The sequence below is a fragment of the Streptomyces sp. NPDC030799 genome (genome assembly GCF_055572255.1).
In genome coordinates this window covers 207,872-221,263 of sequence record NZ_JBVIDS010000007.1, presented here as the reverse complement: position 1 = coordinate 221,263, position 13,392 = coordinate 207,872, and the positions used below count along the sequence as shown (strand labels likewise).

The 13,392-nt window shown below is 67.3% G+C and carries 19 protein-coding genes; 18 read left to right on the top strand and 1 reads right to left on the bottom strand.

Annotated elements, in window-relative coordinates:
* Positions 1-2 precede the first annotated feature (2 nt).
* The 15 genes from rplF (at position 3) to truA (ending at position 9,669) form a co-directional block, all read left to right on the top strand.
* Positions 3-542 carry a 50S ribosomal protein L6 gene (rplF, locus tag ACZ41I_RS19545; RefSeq protein WP_363214355.1) on the top strand — a complete coding sequence of 180 codons (540 nt, stop codon included), beginning with the start codon at positions 3-5 and terminating at the stop codon, positions 540-542.
* A gap of 3 nt (positions 543-545) precedes the next feature.
* Entirely contained in the window at positions 546-929 is a 384-nt protein-coding gene (gene rplR / locus ACZ41I_RS19540; RefSeq protein ID WP_014674380.1) for a 50S ribosomal protein L18, read from the top strand.
* 36 nt (positions 930-965) lie between these two features.
* Positions 966-1,571, top strand: coding sequence for a 30S ribosomal protein S5 (rpsE, locus tag ACZ41I_RS19535; protein ID WP_019753099.1), 606 nt, complete (start codon positions 966-968; stop codon positions 1,569-1,571).
* A 2-nt stretch (positions 1,572-1,573) separates the two neighbouring features.
* Positions 1,574-1,756: a 50S ribosomal protein L30 gene (gene rpmD / locus ACZ41I_RS19530; protein WP_003998814.1), complete on the top strand. Its 183-nt coding sequence runs from the start codon at positions 1,574-1,576 to the stop codon at positions 1,754-1,756.
* A 2-nt stretch (positions 1,757-1,758) separates the two neighbouring features.
* On the top strand, positions 1,759-2,214 hold the full coding sequence (gene rplO / locus ACZ41I_RS19525) for a 50S ribosomal protein L15 (protein WP_095748086.1): 456 nt from the start codon (positions 1,759-1,761) through the stop codon (positions 2,212-2,214).
* Between the two features lie 245 nt (positions 2,215-2,459).
* Positions 2,460-3,773, top strand: a complete 1,314-nt coding sequence (gene secY, locus ACZ41I_RS19520; RefSeq protein ID WP_468324891.1) for a preprotein translocase subunit SecY — start codon at positions 2,460-2,462, stop codon at positions 3,771-3,773.
* A complete protein-coding gene (locus ACZ41I_RS19515) occupies positions 3,773-4,438 on the top strand; it encodes an adenylate kinase (protein WP_468514661.1) in 666 nt (221 codons plus the stop codon). The genes secY and ACZ41I_RS19515 overlap by 1 nt, the downstream gene beginning before the upstream one ends.
* Before the next feature lie 99 nt (positions 4,439-4,537).
* On the top strand, positions 4,538-5,374 hold the full coding sequence (map, locus tag ACZ41I_RS19510; RefSeq protein ID WP_399776745.1) for a type I methionyl aminopeptidase: 837 nt from the start codon (positions 4,538-4,540) through the stop codon (positions 5,372-5,374).
* Positions 5,375-5,527: 153 nt separating this feature from the next.
* The gene (gene infA, locus ACZ41I_RS19505) at positions 5,528-5,749 is read left to right on the top strand and encodes a translation initiation factor IF-1 (RefSeq protein ID WP_003948620.1); all 222 of its coding nucleotides are present in this window, start codon (positions 5,528-5,530) and stop codon (positions 5,747-5,749) included.
* Positions 5,750-5,808: 59 nt separating this feature from the next.
* Positions 5,809-5,922 carry a 50S ribosomal protein L36 gene (gene rpmJ, locus ACZ41I_RS19500; RefSeq protein WP_003998809.1) on the top strand — a complete coding sequence of 38 codons (114 nt, stop codon included), beginning with the start codon at positions 5,809-5,811 and terminating at the stop codon, positions 5,920-5,922.
* A gap of 197 nt (positions 5,923-6,119) precedes the next feature.
* The gene (rpsM, locus tag ACZ41I_RS19495) at positions 6,120-6,500 is read left to right on the top strand and encodes a 30S ribosomal protein S13 (protein WP_023547369.1); all 381 of its coding nucleotides are present in this window, start codon (positions 6,120-6,122) and stop codon (positions 6,498-6,500) included.
* 65 nt (positions 6,501-6,565) lie between these two features.
* Positions 6,566-6,970 carry a 30S ribosomal protein S11 gene (rpsK, locus tag ACZ41I_RS19490; RefSeq protein ID WP_003956432.1) on the top strand — a complete coding sequence of 135 codons (405 nt, stop codon included), beginning with the start codon at positions 6,566-6,568 and terminating at the stop codon, positions 6,968-6,970.
* Positions 6,971-7,121: 151 nt separating this feature from the next.
* A complete protein-coding gene (locus ACZ41I_RS19485; protein WP_003966937.1) occupies positions 7,122-8,144 on the top strand; it encodes a DNA-directed RNA polymerase subunit alpha in 1,023 nt (340 codons plus the stop codon).
* A gap of 85 nt (positions 8,145-8,229) precedes the next feature.
* The gene (rplQ, locus tag ACZ41I_RS19480; protein ID WP_363214351.1) at positions 8,230-8,724 is read left to right on the top strand and encodes a 50S ribosomal protein L17; all 495 of its coding nucleotides are present in this window, start codon (positions 8,230-8,232) and stop codon (positions 8,722-8,724) included.
* A 90-nt stretch (positions 8,725-8,814) separates the two neighbouring features.
* The gene (gene truA, locus ACZ41I_RS19475) at positions 8,815-9,669 is read left to right on the top strand and encodes a tRNA pseudouridine(38-40) synthase TruA (RefSeq protein WP_363214350.1); all 855 of its coding nucleotides are present in this window, start codon (positions 8,815-8,817) and stop codon (positions 9,667-9,669) included.
* Between the two features lies 1 nt (position 9,670).
* Here the strand turns inward: truA and ACZ41I_RS19470 are convergent, their stop codons facing one another.
* Positions 9,671-10,546: a hypothetical protein gene (locus ACZ41I_RS19470; protein WP_468514660.1), complete on the bottom strand. Its 876-nt coding sequence runs from the start codon at positions 10,544-10,546 to the stop codon at positions 9,671-9,673.
* A 298-nt stretch (positions 10,547-10,844) separates the two neighbouring features.
* Here ACZ41I_RS19470 and rplM point away from each other — a divergent pair, with 298 nt between their 5' ends.
* The 3 genes from rplM to glmM all read left to right on the top strand — a co-directional run bounded on the left by rplM (position 10,845) and on the right by glmM (position 13,381).
* Positions 10,845-11,288, top strand: a complete 444-nt coding sequence (gene rplM, locus ACZ41I_RS19465) for a 50S ribosomal protein L13 (RefSeq protein ID WP_014674395.1) — start codon at positions 10,845-10,847, stop codon at positions 11,286-11,288.
* A 42-nt stretch (positions 11,289-11,330) separates the two neighbouring features.
* Positions 11,331-11,843 carry a 30S ribosomal protein S9 gene (gene rpsI / locus ACZ41I_RS19460; RefSeq protein ID WP_399763614.1) on the top strand — a complete coding sequence of 171 codons (513 nt, stop codon included), beginning with the start codon at positions 11,331-11,333 and terminating at the stop codon, positions 11,841-11,843.
* Between the two features lie 179 nt (positions 11,844-12,022).
* Positions 12,023-13,381 carry a phosphoglucosamine mutase gene (gene glmM, locus ACZ41I_RS19455; RefSeq protein WP_363214347.1) on the top strand — a complete coding sequence of 453 codons (1,359 nt, stop codon included), beginning with the start codon at positions 12,023-12,025 and terminating at the stop codon, positions 13,379-13,381.
* The last annotated feature ends 11 nt before the right edge of the window (positions 13,382-13,392 follow it).

The following is a 13,392-nucleotide window of genomic DNA, read 5'->3' as shown; positions in this document are numbered from 1 at the left end:
CTATGTCGCGCATCGGCAAGCTCCCCATCGCGGTTCCCGCCGGCGTGGACGTCACCATCGACGGCCGTACGGTCTCGGTCAAGGGCCCCAAGGGCGAGCTGACCCACACCGTCTCGGCGCCGATCGAGGTCGTCAAGGGCGAGGACGGCACCCTGCAGGTGACCCGCCCCAACGACGAGCGTCAGAACAAGGCCCTGCACGGCCTGTCCCGCACGCTGGTGGCGAACATGATCACCGGCGTGACCCAGGGTTACGTGAAGAAGCTCGAGATCAGCGGTGTCGGTTACCGCGTGACCGCCAAGGGTTCGAACCTGGAGTTCGCTCTCGGTTACAGCCACCCGATCCTGGTCGAGGCCCCCGAGGGCATCACCTTCAAGGTGGAGACCCCGACCCGCTTCCAGGTCGAGGGCATCGACAAGCAGAAGGTCGGCGAGGTTGCGGCCAACATCCGCAAGCTGCGCAAGCCCGACCCGTACAAGGCCAAGGGCGTCAAGTACGAGGGCGAAGTCATCCGCCGCAAGGTCGGAAAGGCGGGTAAGTAAGCCATGGCATACGGGCAGAAGATCCTCAAGGGCGACGCCTACAAGCGCGCCGCGATCAAGCGCCGTCACATCCGGATCCGCAAGCGGATCTCCGGTACGGCGGAGCGTCCCCGTCTGGTCGTGACCCGCTCCAACCGCCACATCGTGGCGCAGGTGATCGACGACCTGAAGGGCCACACCCTGGCGTCGGCGTCCACCCTGGACGCGTCGATCCGTGGCGGCGAGGCCGACAAGTCCGCGCAGGCCAAGCAGGTCGGCGCCCTCGTTGCCGAGCGTGCCAAGGCCGCCGGTGTCGAGGCCGTCGTGTTCGACCGTGGTGGCAACCAGTACGCCGGGCGCATCGCCGCCCTGGCGGACGCCGCCCGCGAGGCCGGGCTCAAGTTCTGAGCCGCTTGTAGCTAGCGGAAAGAGAGAGGTAATCCAATGGCTGGACCCCAGCGCCGCGGAAGCGGTGCCGGTGGCGGCGAGCGGCGGGACCGGAAGGGCCGTGACGGCGGCGCTGCTGCCGCCGAGAAGACCGCGTACGTTGAGCGCGTCGTCGCGATCAACCGCGTCGCCAAGGTTGTGAAGGGTGGTCGTCGCTTCAGCTTCACCGCGCTGGTCGTGGTGGGCGACGGTGACGGCACCGTGGGTGTCGGATACGGCAAGGCCAAGGAGGTGCCGGCCGCCATCGCCAAGGGCGTTGAGGAGGCCAAGAAGCACTTCTTCAAGGTCCCCCGGATCCAGGGCACCATCCCGCACCCGATCCAGGGTGAGAAGGCTGCCGGCGTGGTGCTGCTCAAGCCCGCGTCCCCGGGTACCGGTGTTATCGCCGGTGGTCCGGTGCGTGCCGTGCTCGAGTGCGCCGGTATCCACGACGTGCTGTCGAAGTCGCTCGGCTCCGACAACGCCATCAACATCGTGCACGCGACCGTGGAGGCCCTGAAGGGTCTGCAGCGTCCCGAGGAGATCGCGGCCCGCCGTGGTCTGCCGCTCGAGGACGTCGCTCCCGCGGCTCTTCTCCGTGCGCGTGCCGGGGCGGGTGCGTAATCATGGCGCAGCTCAAGATCACGCAGGTCAAGTCCTACATCGGCAGCAAGCAGAACCACCGTGACACCCTGCGGTCGCTTGGTCTCAAGGGGATCAACACCGTGGTCGTCAAGGAGGACCGCCCCGAGTTCCGCGGCATGGTGCACACCGTCCGCCACCTCGTGACGGTCGAGGAGGTCGACTGATCATGGCGGAGCAGAACCCGCTGAAGATCCACAACCTCCGTCCCGCCCCGGGCGCCAAGACCGCCAAGACCCGTGTCGGTCGTGGTGAGGCGTCGAAGGGTAAGACGGCCGGTCGTGGTACCAAGGGCACCAAGGCCCGCTACCAGGTTCCGGAGCGCTTCGAGGGTGGCCAGATGCCGCTGCACATGCGCCTCCCGAAGCTGAAGGGCTTCAAGAACCCGTTCAAGACCGAGTACCAGGTCGTGAACCTCGACAAGCTGGCCGCGCTCTACCCGGAGGGTGGCGAGGTCACCGTCGAGTCGCTGGTGGCCAAGGGTGCCGTTCGCAAGAACAGCCTCGTCAAGGTCCTCGGCCAGGGCGAGATCTCCGTGGCGCTGCAGGTGACGGTCGACGCCGTCTCCGGCTCCGCCAAGGAGAAGATCACCGCCGCCGGCGGTACGGTCACCGAGCTGGTCTGAGTCCCTCAGGTCCACTCGATGACGTGAACGATCCCGACCGGGGATACCCCACAAATGGGGTATCCCCGGTCGGTCGTTCCTAGGGCGGTGCTCTCGCCGGTAAGGTGGCCAGCACTGCCTACTTTCACCGGGTGCCTCCCATGGGGCACCCTGAGCGGCAGTTGACCGTTAGTTATTCGTCTGTATCCGTCGAACCTCAAGACCGTCACCCTTGACGCAGTTGCGCGGGGGTCGCAGGAGGCACCGTGCTCACCGCGTTCGCCCGGGCGTTCAGGACGCCCGACCTGCGCAAGAAGCTGCTCTTCACGCTGGGCATCATCGTGGTCTACCGGGTCGGTACCCACATCCCGATCCCCGGCGTCAACTACAAGGCCGTTCAGACGTGTGTCCGTGAGGCCTCCGGCAACCAGGGCCTCTTCGGGCTGGTCAACATGTTCAGCGGCGGAGCGCTGCTGCAGATCACGGTCTTCGCGCTCGGGATCATGCCGTACATCACGGCCAGCATCATCCTGCAGCTGCTGACCGTTGTCATTCCGCGCCTGGAAGCCCTGAAGAAGGAGGGCCAGGCCGGTACGGCCAAGATCACCCAGTACACCCGTTACCTGACGGTGGCGCTGGCCATCCTGCAGGGCACGGGTCTGGTCGCCACCGCCCGTAGCGGCGCGCTGTTCGGCAGCTGCTCCGTGGCCACCCAGATCGTCCCGGACCAGGCGATCTTCACGACGATCACGATGGTCGTCTGCATGACCGCCGGCACGTGCGTCGTGATGTGGCTCGGCGAGCTGATCACCGACCGCGGCATCGGCAACGGCATGTCGATCCTGATGTTCATCTCGATCGCCGCGACCTTCCCGTCCGCGCTGTGGGCGATCAAGAAGCAGGGCACCCTGGCCGGTGGCTGGATCGAGTTCGGCACCGTGATCCTGGTCGGCCTGGTCATGGTCGGTCTGGTCGTCTTCGTCGAGCAGGCCCAGCGCCGCATCCCGGTCCAGTACGCCAAGCGCATGATCGGCCGTCGTTCCTACGGTGGTACGTCCACGTACATCCCGCTCAAGGTCAACCAGGCGGGTGTGATTCCTGTCATCTTCGCCTCCTCGCTGCTCTACATCCCGGCACTCGTGGCGCAGTTCGCGGGGGGCAATTCGAACTGGAAGCAGTGGATCCAGAACAACCTGACCAAGGGCGACCACCCGATTTACATCACTCTGTACTTCTTGCTCATCGTGTTCTTCGCGTTCTTCTACGTGGCGATCTCCTTCAACCCCGAGGAAGTCGCCGACAACATGAAGAAGTATGGTGGCTTCATCCCGGGCATCCGGGCTGGCCGACCGACCGCTGAGTACCTCAGCTATGTGCTCAACCGGATCACCTGGCCGGGTTCGCTGTATCTGGGTCTGATCGCTCTCGTGCCAACAATGGCGTTGGTCGGGTTCAACGCGTCGAACAACTTCCCGTTCGGCGGGACCAGCATCCTGATCATCGTGGGTGTCGGTCTCGAGACGGTGAAGCAGATCGAGAGCCAGCTCCAGCAGCGCAATTACGAAGGGTTCCTCCGCTGATGCGTATCGTCCTCGTCGGGCCGCCGGGTGCCGGTAAGGGAACGCAAGCCGTCCGTCTCGCAGAGAAGCTGGCGATCCCGCACATCTCCACGGGTGACCTCTTCCGGGCCAACATCAGCCAGCAGACGGAGCTGGGCAAGCTCGCGAAGTCCTACATGGACGCCGGCAACCTCGTACCGGACGAGGTCACCATCGCGATGGCCAAGGACCGTATGGAGCAGCCGGACGCCGAGCGCGGCTTCCTGCTGGACGGCTTCCCGCGGAACGTCTCCCAGGCCGAGGCGCTGGACGAGCTGCTGCGCACCGAGAGCATCACGCTGGACGCGGTCCTGGACCTGGAGGTCCCGGAGGACGAGGTCGTCAAGCGCATCGCCGGCCGCCGCATCTGCCGTAACGACTCCTCGCACGTCTTCCACGTGACGTACAGCCGGCCGAAGAAGGAAGGCGTCTGCGACGTCTGCGGCGGCGAGCTGTACCAGCGTGACGACGACTCCGAGGACACGGTCCGCAAGCGGCTGGAGGTCTACCACACGCAGACCGAGCCGATCATCGACTACTACAAGGCGCAGGGCCTGGTCGTGACGATCTCCTCCCTGGGCCCGGTGGACGAGATCACGCAGCGGGCGCTGGGGGCACTCAAGCGCGAGAAGGCCGAGAACAAGTAGATCGCGGTCCTTCCGGCCGCGGTGCCCTTCCCCGGGCGCCGCGGCCGTACTGTTGTGTACGTAACCCAGTTGGTGTGAGTGAGGGAGAGCGCAGGCCCCATGGTGCAGATCAAGACGCCCGAGCAGATCGCGAAGATGCGTGCGGCGGGCCTGGTCGTAGCCGCCATCCACGCGGCCACCCGTGAGGCCGCGGTGCCCGGCGCCTCCACCAAGGACCTGGACGAGGTCGCCCGCAAGGTCCTCGCCGAGCACGGCGCCAAGTCGAACTTCCTGGGCTACGGCGGCTTCCCGGCGACCATCTGCACCTCCGTGAACGACGTCGTCGTCCACGGCATCCCCTCCGACGACGTCGTCCTCAAGGACGGCGACATCATCTCCATCGACTGCGGCGCGATCATCGACGGCTGGCACGGCGACGCCGCCTACACGGCGTTCGTGGGGTCCGGTCACGCCCCGGAGCTGGTCGAGCTGTCCCGGGTGACCGAGGAGTCGATGTGGGCCGGCATCGCGGCCATGAAGCAGGGCAACCGCCTGGTCGACATCTCGCGGGCCATCGAGACGTACATCCGCCGCCAGCCCAAGCCGGGCGGCGGCAAGTACGGGATCATCGAGGACTACGGCGGCCACGGCATCGGCACCGAGATGCACATGGACCCGCACCTGCTGAACTACGTCGACCGGCGCCGCGGCAAGGGGCCCAAGCTGGTGCCCGGCTTCTGCCTCGCGATCGAGCCGATGGTGTCGCTCGGTACTCCGCGCACGGAGGTCCTGTCGGACGACTGGACGGTCATCACGACGGACGGCACCTGGTCGTCCCACTGGGAGCACTCGGTCGCCCTGACGGCGGAGGGCCCCCTGGTGCTCACCGCTCCCGACGGGGGCAGGGCAAAGCTGGCGGAGTACGGCATCACGGCCGCTCCCGACCCTCTCGCATAGAGATCTCCCCCATGGGGCAGACTTCCTCGATTCGCCTTTCCGAGGGCGGCGACGTAGACTGACTCGTCGGCTCTCGTGCACCCGCATGTCCGCATGCACCCCGTAAGGGAAAGCGGGGGAGTCGATCAAGGTAGTCGATTCGAAGGGCGAAGCGTGGCCAAGAAGCAAGGTGCCATCGAGATCGAGGGCACTGTCGTCGAGTCTCTGCCGAACGCCATGTTCAAGGTCGAGCTCCAGAACGGCCACCAGGTCCTGGCACACATCAGCGGCAAGATGCGTATGCACTACATCCGCATCCTCCCTGACGACCGGGTCGTGGTGGAGCTGTCTCCGTACGACCTGACGCGTGGCCGGATCGTCTACCGGTACAAGTAGATCTTGCCCGCATCCCGTCTCGGCGGGGTGGTGGCACTGACCCGGAGAACCTCAATCCAATGAAGGTCAAGCCGAGCGTCAAGAAGATCTGCGACAAGTGCAGGGTGATCCGCCGTCACGGTCGGGTCATGGTCATCTGCGAGAACCCGCGCCACAAGCAGCGCCAGGGCTGACGCACGACCTTTACCCTCTGCACCTCCATCGCAGAGATTCGCGCGACGCGAGCTGAATATGTTCATACGCAGGACCCAAGCCGTCGCAAGCGGCTTGACACCCCCGGTTCGGAGGCCGGGGACCCGGTTCGTACCTGGTACGGCGGCCGGGAGCCGGTTCTGTGGAAGACCTCCGAAGATTCACCAGGAGCCATTGAATGGCACGCGTTTCCGGTGTTGACATCCCGCGCGAAAAGCGCGTGGAGGTCGCCCTCACCTACGTGTTCGGCATCGGCCGGACCCTCTCGAAGGAGACGCTGGCTGCGACCGGCGTCGACCCGAACACCCGCGTTCGTGACCTGACCGAAGAGCAGCTGGTCGCGATCCGCGAGTACGTCGACAACAACATCAAGACCGAGGGTGACCTCCGTCGCGAGATCCAGGCCGACATCCGCCGCAAGGTCGAGATCGGCTGCTACCAGGGTCTCCGTCACCGTCGCGGTCTGCCCGTCCGCGGTCAGCGCACCAGCACCAACGCCCGTACCCGCAAGGGCCCGCGTCGCGCCATCGCCGGCAAGAAGAAGCCGGGCAAGAAGTAGTCCGCAGCGGACACCTGTCCACGGTCTTCGCTGTAGGACCGACCACCTCCCGTAGGAGTTAGTAGATGCCCCCCAAGGGACGTCAGGGCGCTGCCAAGAAGGTGCGCCGCAAGGAAAAGAAGAACGTCGCTCACGGCCACGCGCACATCAAGAGCACGTTCAACAACACGATCGTCTCGATCACGGACCCGTCCGGCAACGTGATCTCCTGGGCCTCCGCCGGCCACGTCGGCTTCAAGGGCTCCCGGAAGTCCACGCCGTTCGCCGCGCAGATGGCCGCCGAGTCGGCTGCCCGCCGCGCCCAGGAGCACGGCATGCGCAAGGTCGACGTGTTCGTCAAGGGCCCGGGCTCCGGTCGTGAGACCGCGATCCGCTCCCTGCAGGCCACGGGCCTCGAGGTCGGCTCCATCCAGGACGTCACCCCGACCCCGCACAACGGCTGCCGCCCGCCGAAGCGCCGCCGCGTCTGACGCACGGCTGCTTCGAGCAGGCTTGGTTTCGGGCGGTACGGCTCTCTCGGGCCGTATCGCCCGTACCCTTGCAGTACCCGTCCCTTGTGCCGGGACGGTTCCGTCGGACGTCAAATAGCGGGCGTCCACGAATGAAGGATCTGATCCACACATGCTGATCGCTCAGCGTCCCTCGTTGACCGAAGAGGTCGTCGACGAGTTCCGCTCCCGGTTCGTGATCGAGCCGCTGGAGCCGGGCTTCGGCTACACCCTCGGTAACTCCCTGCGCCGCACCCTCCTGTCGTCGATCCCCGGCGCTGCTGTCACCAGCATCCGCATCGACGGCGTCCTGCACGAGTTCACCACCGTGCCGGGCGTCAAGGAGGACGTCACCGACCTGATCCTCAACATCAAGCAGCTGGTCGTCTCCTCGGAGCACGACGAGCCGGTCGTGATGTACCTGCGCAAGCAGGGTCCGGGTCTGGTCACCGCCGCCGACATCGCGCCCCCGGCCGGTGTCGAGGTGCACAACCCCGACCTCGTCCTCGCCACGCTCAACGGCAAGGGCAAGCTGGAGATGGAGCTGACCGTCGAGCGCGGTCGCGGCTACGTCTCCGCCGTGCAGAACAAGCAGGTGGGCCAGGAGATCGGCCGTATCCCGGTCGACTCCATCTACTCGCCGGTGCTGAAGGTCACGTACAAGGTCGAGGCCACGCGTGTCGAGCAGCGCACCGACTTCGACAAGCTGATCGTCGACGTCGAGACCAAGCAGGCGATGCGTCCGCGTGACGCCATGGCCTCGGCCGGTAAGACCCTGGTCGAGCTGTTCGGTCTCGCCCGCGAGCTGAACATCGACGCCGAGGGCATCGACATGGGCCCGTCCCCCACGGACGCCGCCCTGGCCGCCGACCTCGCGCTGCCGATCGAGGAGCTGGAGCTCACGGTCCGCTCCTACAACTGCCTCAAGCGTGAGGGCATCCACTCCGTGGGTGAGCTCGTCGCCCGTTCCGAGGCCGACCTGCTGGACATCCGCAACTTCGGTGCGAAGTCCATCGACGAGGTCAAGGCGAAGCTGGCCGGCATGGGCCTGGCCCTGAAGGACAGCCCGCCCGGATTCGACCCCACGGCCGCTGCCGACGCCTTCGGCGCCGACGACGACGCGGACGCGGGTTTCGTGGAGACCGAGCAGTACTGATCGGTCGCAGCCGGTGAGCATCCGCTCATCGGGTTCCTGACCCCGGTACCTGACACGGCCGGGGCAGACACACAGGAGAAGAACAATGCCGAAGCCCACCAAGGGTGCCCGTCTGGGCGGCAGCGCCGCGCACGAGAAGCTCCTCCTCGCCAACCTGGCGAAGAGCCTCTTCGAGCACGGCCGTATCACCACCACCGAGGCGAAGGCCCGCCGCCTGCGCCCGTACGCCGAGCGTCTGATCACCAAGGCGAAGAAGGGCGACCTTCACAACCGCCGTCAGGTGCTCCAGGTCATCACGGACAAGGGCGTCGTCCACACGCTCTTCACCGAGATCGGCCCGCGGTACGAGAACCGTCCGGGTGGCTACACCCGCATCACCAAGATCGGTAACCGCCGTGGCGACAACGCGCCCATGGCCGTCATCGAGCTGGTCGAGGCGCTGACGGTGCAGCAGAAGGCCGTGGGTGAGGCCGAGGCCGCCACCAAGCGTGCGGTCAAGGAGGCCGACGAGGCCAAGGCTGCGGAGACCACCGAGGCGCCGGCCGAGGAGGCCGCTGCCGAGGAGTCGAAGGACGCCTGAGGCTCTGCCTGACGTGAAAGCGGGTCCGCCCTTCGGGGCGGGCCCGCTTTCACGTTTTTTCACAAGGCCGTGCCCTGAGAGGATTCCCACGTGAGTGATGAAGTACAGCCCGGCCACGTCCGTGTCCGCCTCGACATCTCCTACGACGGCAGCGACTTCCACGGCTGGGCCAAGCAGGCCGGCGGCAAGCGGACGGTGCAGGGCGAGATCGAGGACGCCCTGCGCACGGTGACGCGGTCGAGGGAGACATACGAGCTGACGGTCGCCGGGCGGACCGACGCCGGGGTGCACGCGCGCGGGCAGGTGGCGCACGTGGACCTGCCGGAGGAGGTCTGGCGGGAGCACAACCAGAAGCTGCTCAAGCGGCTCGCCGGGCGGTTGCCGAAGGACGTGCGGGTATGGGCGCTCCGGCCGGCGCCGAGTGGCTTCAACGCCCGTTTCTCCGCCGTCTGGCGCCGGTACGCCTACCGCGTCACCGACAATCCCGGGGGAGTGGACCCCCTCCTGCGGGGCCACGTCCTCTGGCACGACTGGCCGCTCGACGTGGACGCCATGAACGAGGCCGCGCAGGCGCTGCTCGGCGAGCACGACTTCGCGGCGTACTGCAAGAAGAGGGAAGGGGCGACCACGATTCGCACCCTTCAGGAGCTGAGCCTCGAAAAAGGTGCCGACGGGATCATCACCGCGACCGTGCGGGCCGACGCGTTCTGCCACAACATGGTGCGCTCGCTGATCGGCGCGCTGCTGTTCGTCGGGGACGGGCACCGTGGCCCCGAGTGGCCAGGGAAGGTGCTGGCCGCGGGGGTGCGGGACTCCGCCGTGCATGTCGTACGACCGCACGGGCTGACCCTGGAGGAGGTGGGCTACCCCGCCGACGAGCTGCTGGCCGCGCGCAGCAAGGAGGCGCGGAACAAGCGCTCGCTTCCGTCGGCGGGGTGCTGCTGAGCTACCGGTTCGCCGCCGCGGACGCCTGGGCCTGACCGCGGCGGTAGATCTGGTCGAAGATGAACTGCTGCAGGTCGTTGCCGACGGAGAAGACCTTCGTGTCCGTCTTGGCGACGTTCTTGCCGTCGAGGAAGCCGACGGTCGTGAAGTAGGCGTAGCGGCCGACGGAGTTCGTGGTCGTCAGGCAGACCGCGGCGTTGCAGAAGTTCTTGACGCCCTTGCCGGGCAGGGAGCGCACCATGGCGTTCTTCTTGGCCTGCTTCTTGACCTGCTCGGCCTGGGTCTGGTCGGCGAAGACGGCGACGCCGACGGTGCCCGCGATGCCGCCCTTGCTGTAGGTCACGCGGATCAGGCGGGTGCAGCCGTTGGCTGTCAGGATCTTCGGCAGGTTGGCGCCGGCGGCGGAGGCGCAGTGGGTGGTGTCGGCCGTGGCGCCCTTCTTGTACACCGTGTCGCCCATGGTCAGCTGGGTGCCGGGGAAGAGCGTGTCGGCGCTGAGCGGGGCGGTGTCCTTCTTGGCGCTGGCGATGAAGTCCTTCGGGTCCAGCGGCGGCGGGGCGCTGGTGGGCGCGAAGGACGGCGTGGCCGAGCCGCTGGGCAGGGCGGCGCTGGCGGGCAGGCTGCTGGGACCGGCCTGCGGTCCGTCGTCGCTGTTCGCGGAGACGACGGCCATGGCGACCGCGGTGCCTATCGCGACCGTGGCGAGCGCGCCGCCGCCTATGAACAGCAGCTTGCGGCGCTTGTTGCGGGTCTCCGAGGCCTCCGCGAGCGCGGCCCAGTCGGGAGTGTCGTCGTCACCCCCACTGTTCCAGGGCTGCTGCGACTGCGGTTTCCAGGGATCCCACTGAGACTGGGGTCCCCCCTGCCCGTAACTCATGGGGCGCATCTTAGACGGGGTGCGCAAGATGCCGGGGCGGGTGCGGCGGCATGCCTTGTTTGTCCGGCGACATGAGGGGGAAGAGCCTCGTTTTGACCCGTCCGGGGCCGTGCAGGTAACCTGCTTCTTCGTTGTGTATTGGCTTGCTCATTCTCACGGGACGGGCCCTTACACCGGTCCACCGGGCCGATGACCAGCGATCAGCACGCGGTTTGCGTCACCGCGGTGCGGTCAAGGCTGTCGTGATCGTTTCGGTGACCTGTTCAGGACCATTCACTCGAAGCGAAGGCTACGAACCGTGCGTACGTACAGCCCCAAGCCCGGCGATGTGACGCGCCAGTGGCACGTCATCGACGCTCAGGACGTTGTCCTGGGCCGTCTCGCCACCACCGCAGCGACCCTTCTCCGGGGCAAGCACAAGCCGATCTACGCGCCGCACGTCGACGCTGGTGACTTCGTCATCATCATCAACGCCGACAAGGTGCACCTCTCCGGCAACAAGCGGACCCAGAAGATGGCGTACCGCCACTCCGGCTACCCGGGTGGTCTGCGCTCCGTCCGTTACGACGAGCTGCTGGACAAGAACCCGGAGAAGGCCATCGAGAAGGCCGTCAAGGGCATGCTCCCCAAGAACTCCCTGGGCCGTCAGATGCTCTCGAAGCTGAAGGTCTACAAGGGTGACCAGCACCCGCACGCTGCCCAGCAGCCGGTGCCGTTCGAGATCACCCAGGTCGCGCAGTAAGTCCGGCCACCCCCTAAGACTGAAGAGAATCTGAGGAGAATCGTGGCCGAGACCACTGCCGAGCAGCCGCTCGAAGAGCTTGACATCGACAGCTACACCACCGAGTCCGAGGTCCCCGTCGAGGGCGAGTACACCTCGGAGTCCCTGGCCTCCCGCTTCGGCGAGCCCCAGCCGGCCGCCGGCCTGGGTCGCCGCAAGAACGCCATCGCCCGCGTCCGGATCATTCCGGGCACCGGCAAGTGGAAGATCAACGGCCGCACCCTTGAGGACTACTTCCCGAACAAGGTGCACCAGCAGGAAGTCAACGAGCCCTTCAAGGTGCTCGAGCTGGACGGCCGTTACGACGTCGTCGCCCGCATCGCCGGTGGCGGTGTCTCGGGTCAGGCCGGTGCACTGCGTCTCGGTGTCGCCCGCGCCCTGAACGAGGCCGACGTCGACAACAACCGCGGCCCGCTGAAGAAGGCCGGCTTCCTGCGCCGCGACGACCGCGCGGTCGAGCGGAAGAAGGCCGGTCTGAAGAAGGCCCGCAAGGCTCCGCAGTACAGCAAGCGCTAACCAGCAGCTGCCTGCTCGTACTCCGAACGCCCCGGCGGCACGCCACATGTGCCGTCGGGGCGTTCGTTTATCCCGGCCAAGGGCGTATAACGACACAAGACGTTCAAAGGCTGGTGTGATCGGATGACCCGGCGTCTGCCACCATGCATGGCAGCAAGGACGCTTCCTCAGGAGGACAAGTGGGACGACTCTTCGGCACGGACGGCGTGCGCGGTGTCGCCAACGCGGACCTGACCGCCGAGATGGCGCTCGGCCTGTCCGTAGCGGCGGCGCACGTGCTGGCCGAGGCGGGCACCTTCGAGGGCCACCGCCCGAAGGCGGTGGTCGGACGGGACCCGCGCGCGTCCGGGGAGTTCCTGGAGGCGGCCGTGGTCGCGGGCCTGGCCAGCGCCGGCGTGGACGTCCTGCGCGTCGGCGTGCTGCCGACGCCCGCGGTGGCGTATCTGACCGGCGCGCTCGGTGCCGACCTCGGTGTGATGCTCTCCGCCAGCCACAACGCCATGCCGGACAACGGCATCAAGTTCTTCGCCCGCGGCGGCCACAAACTCGCCGACGACCTGGAGGACCGGATCGAGGCGGTCTACGAGTCGCACCGGCACGGCGAGCCGTGGGAGCGGCCGACGGGGGCCGGGGTCGGCCGGGTCCGCTCGTACGACGAGGGATTCGAGCAGTACGTCGGCCATCTGCTGTCGGTACTGCCCAACCGGCTCGACGGGCTGAGGATCGTCCTGGACGAAGCGCACGGCGCGGCCTCGGGGGTCTCGCCGGAGGCGTTCTCCCGGGCGGGCGCCGAGATCGTCACGATCGGTGCGGAGCCGGACGGGCTCAACATCAACGACGGCTGCGGCTCGACCCACCTCGACAGGCTGAAGGCCGCGGTCCTGGAGCACCGCGCGGACTTCGGTATCGCGCACGACGGCGACGCCGACCGCTGCCTGGCCGTGGACCACACCGGCGAGGAGGTCGACGGCGACCAGATCCTCGCCGTGCTGGCGCTGGCGATGCGGGAGCGCTCCGAGCTGCGGTCCGACACAGTGGTCGCCACGGTGATGTCCAACCTGGGCTTCAAGCTCGCGATGGAGAAGGCCGGGATCCGGCTCGTGCAGACGGCCGTGGGCGACCGCTATGTGCTCGAGGAGATGAAGGAGCACGGCTACGCCCTCGGGGGCGAGCAGTCCGGGCATGTGATCATCCTCGATCATGCGACGACCGGTGACGGCACGCTGACCGGGCTGCTGCTGGCCGCGCGGATCGCCGACACCGGGCGCAGCCTGCGCGAGCTGGCCGCCGTGATGGAGCGGTTGCCGCAGGTGCTGATCAATGTGCCGGACGTGGACAAGTCGCGGGTGCGCACCTCCGCGGACCTGGCCGCCGCTGTGGCCGAGGCCGAGCGGGAACTCGGTGAGACCGGCCGGGTGCTGCTGCGTCCGTCGGGTACCGAGCCGCTGGTGCGGGTGATGGTCGAGGCGGCCGACATCGACCAGGCGCGGTCGGTGGCCGGGCGGCTGGCCGACGCGGTGAAGTCGGCGCTGGGTTGATCCCCAGGGCG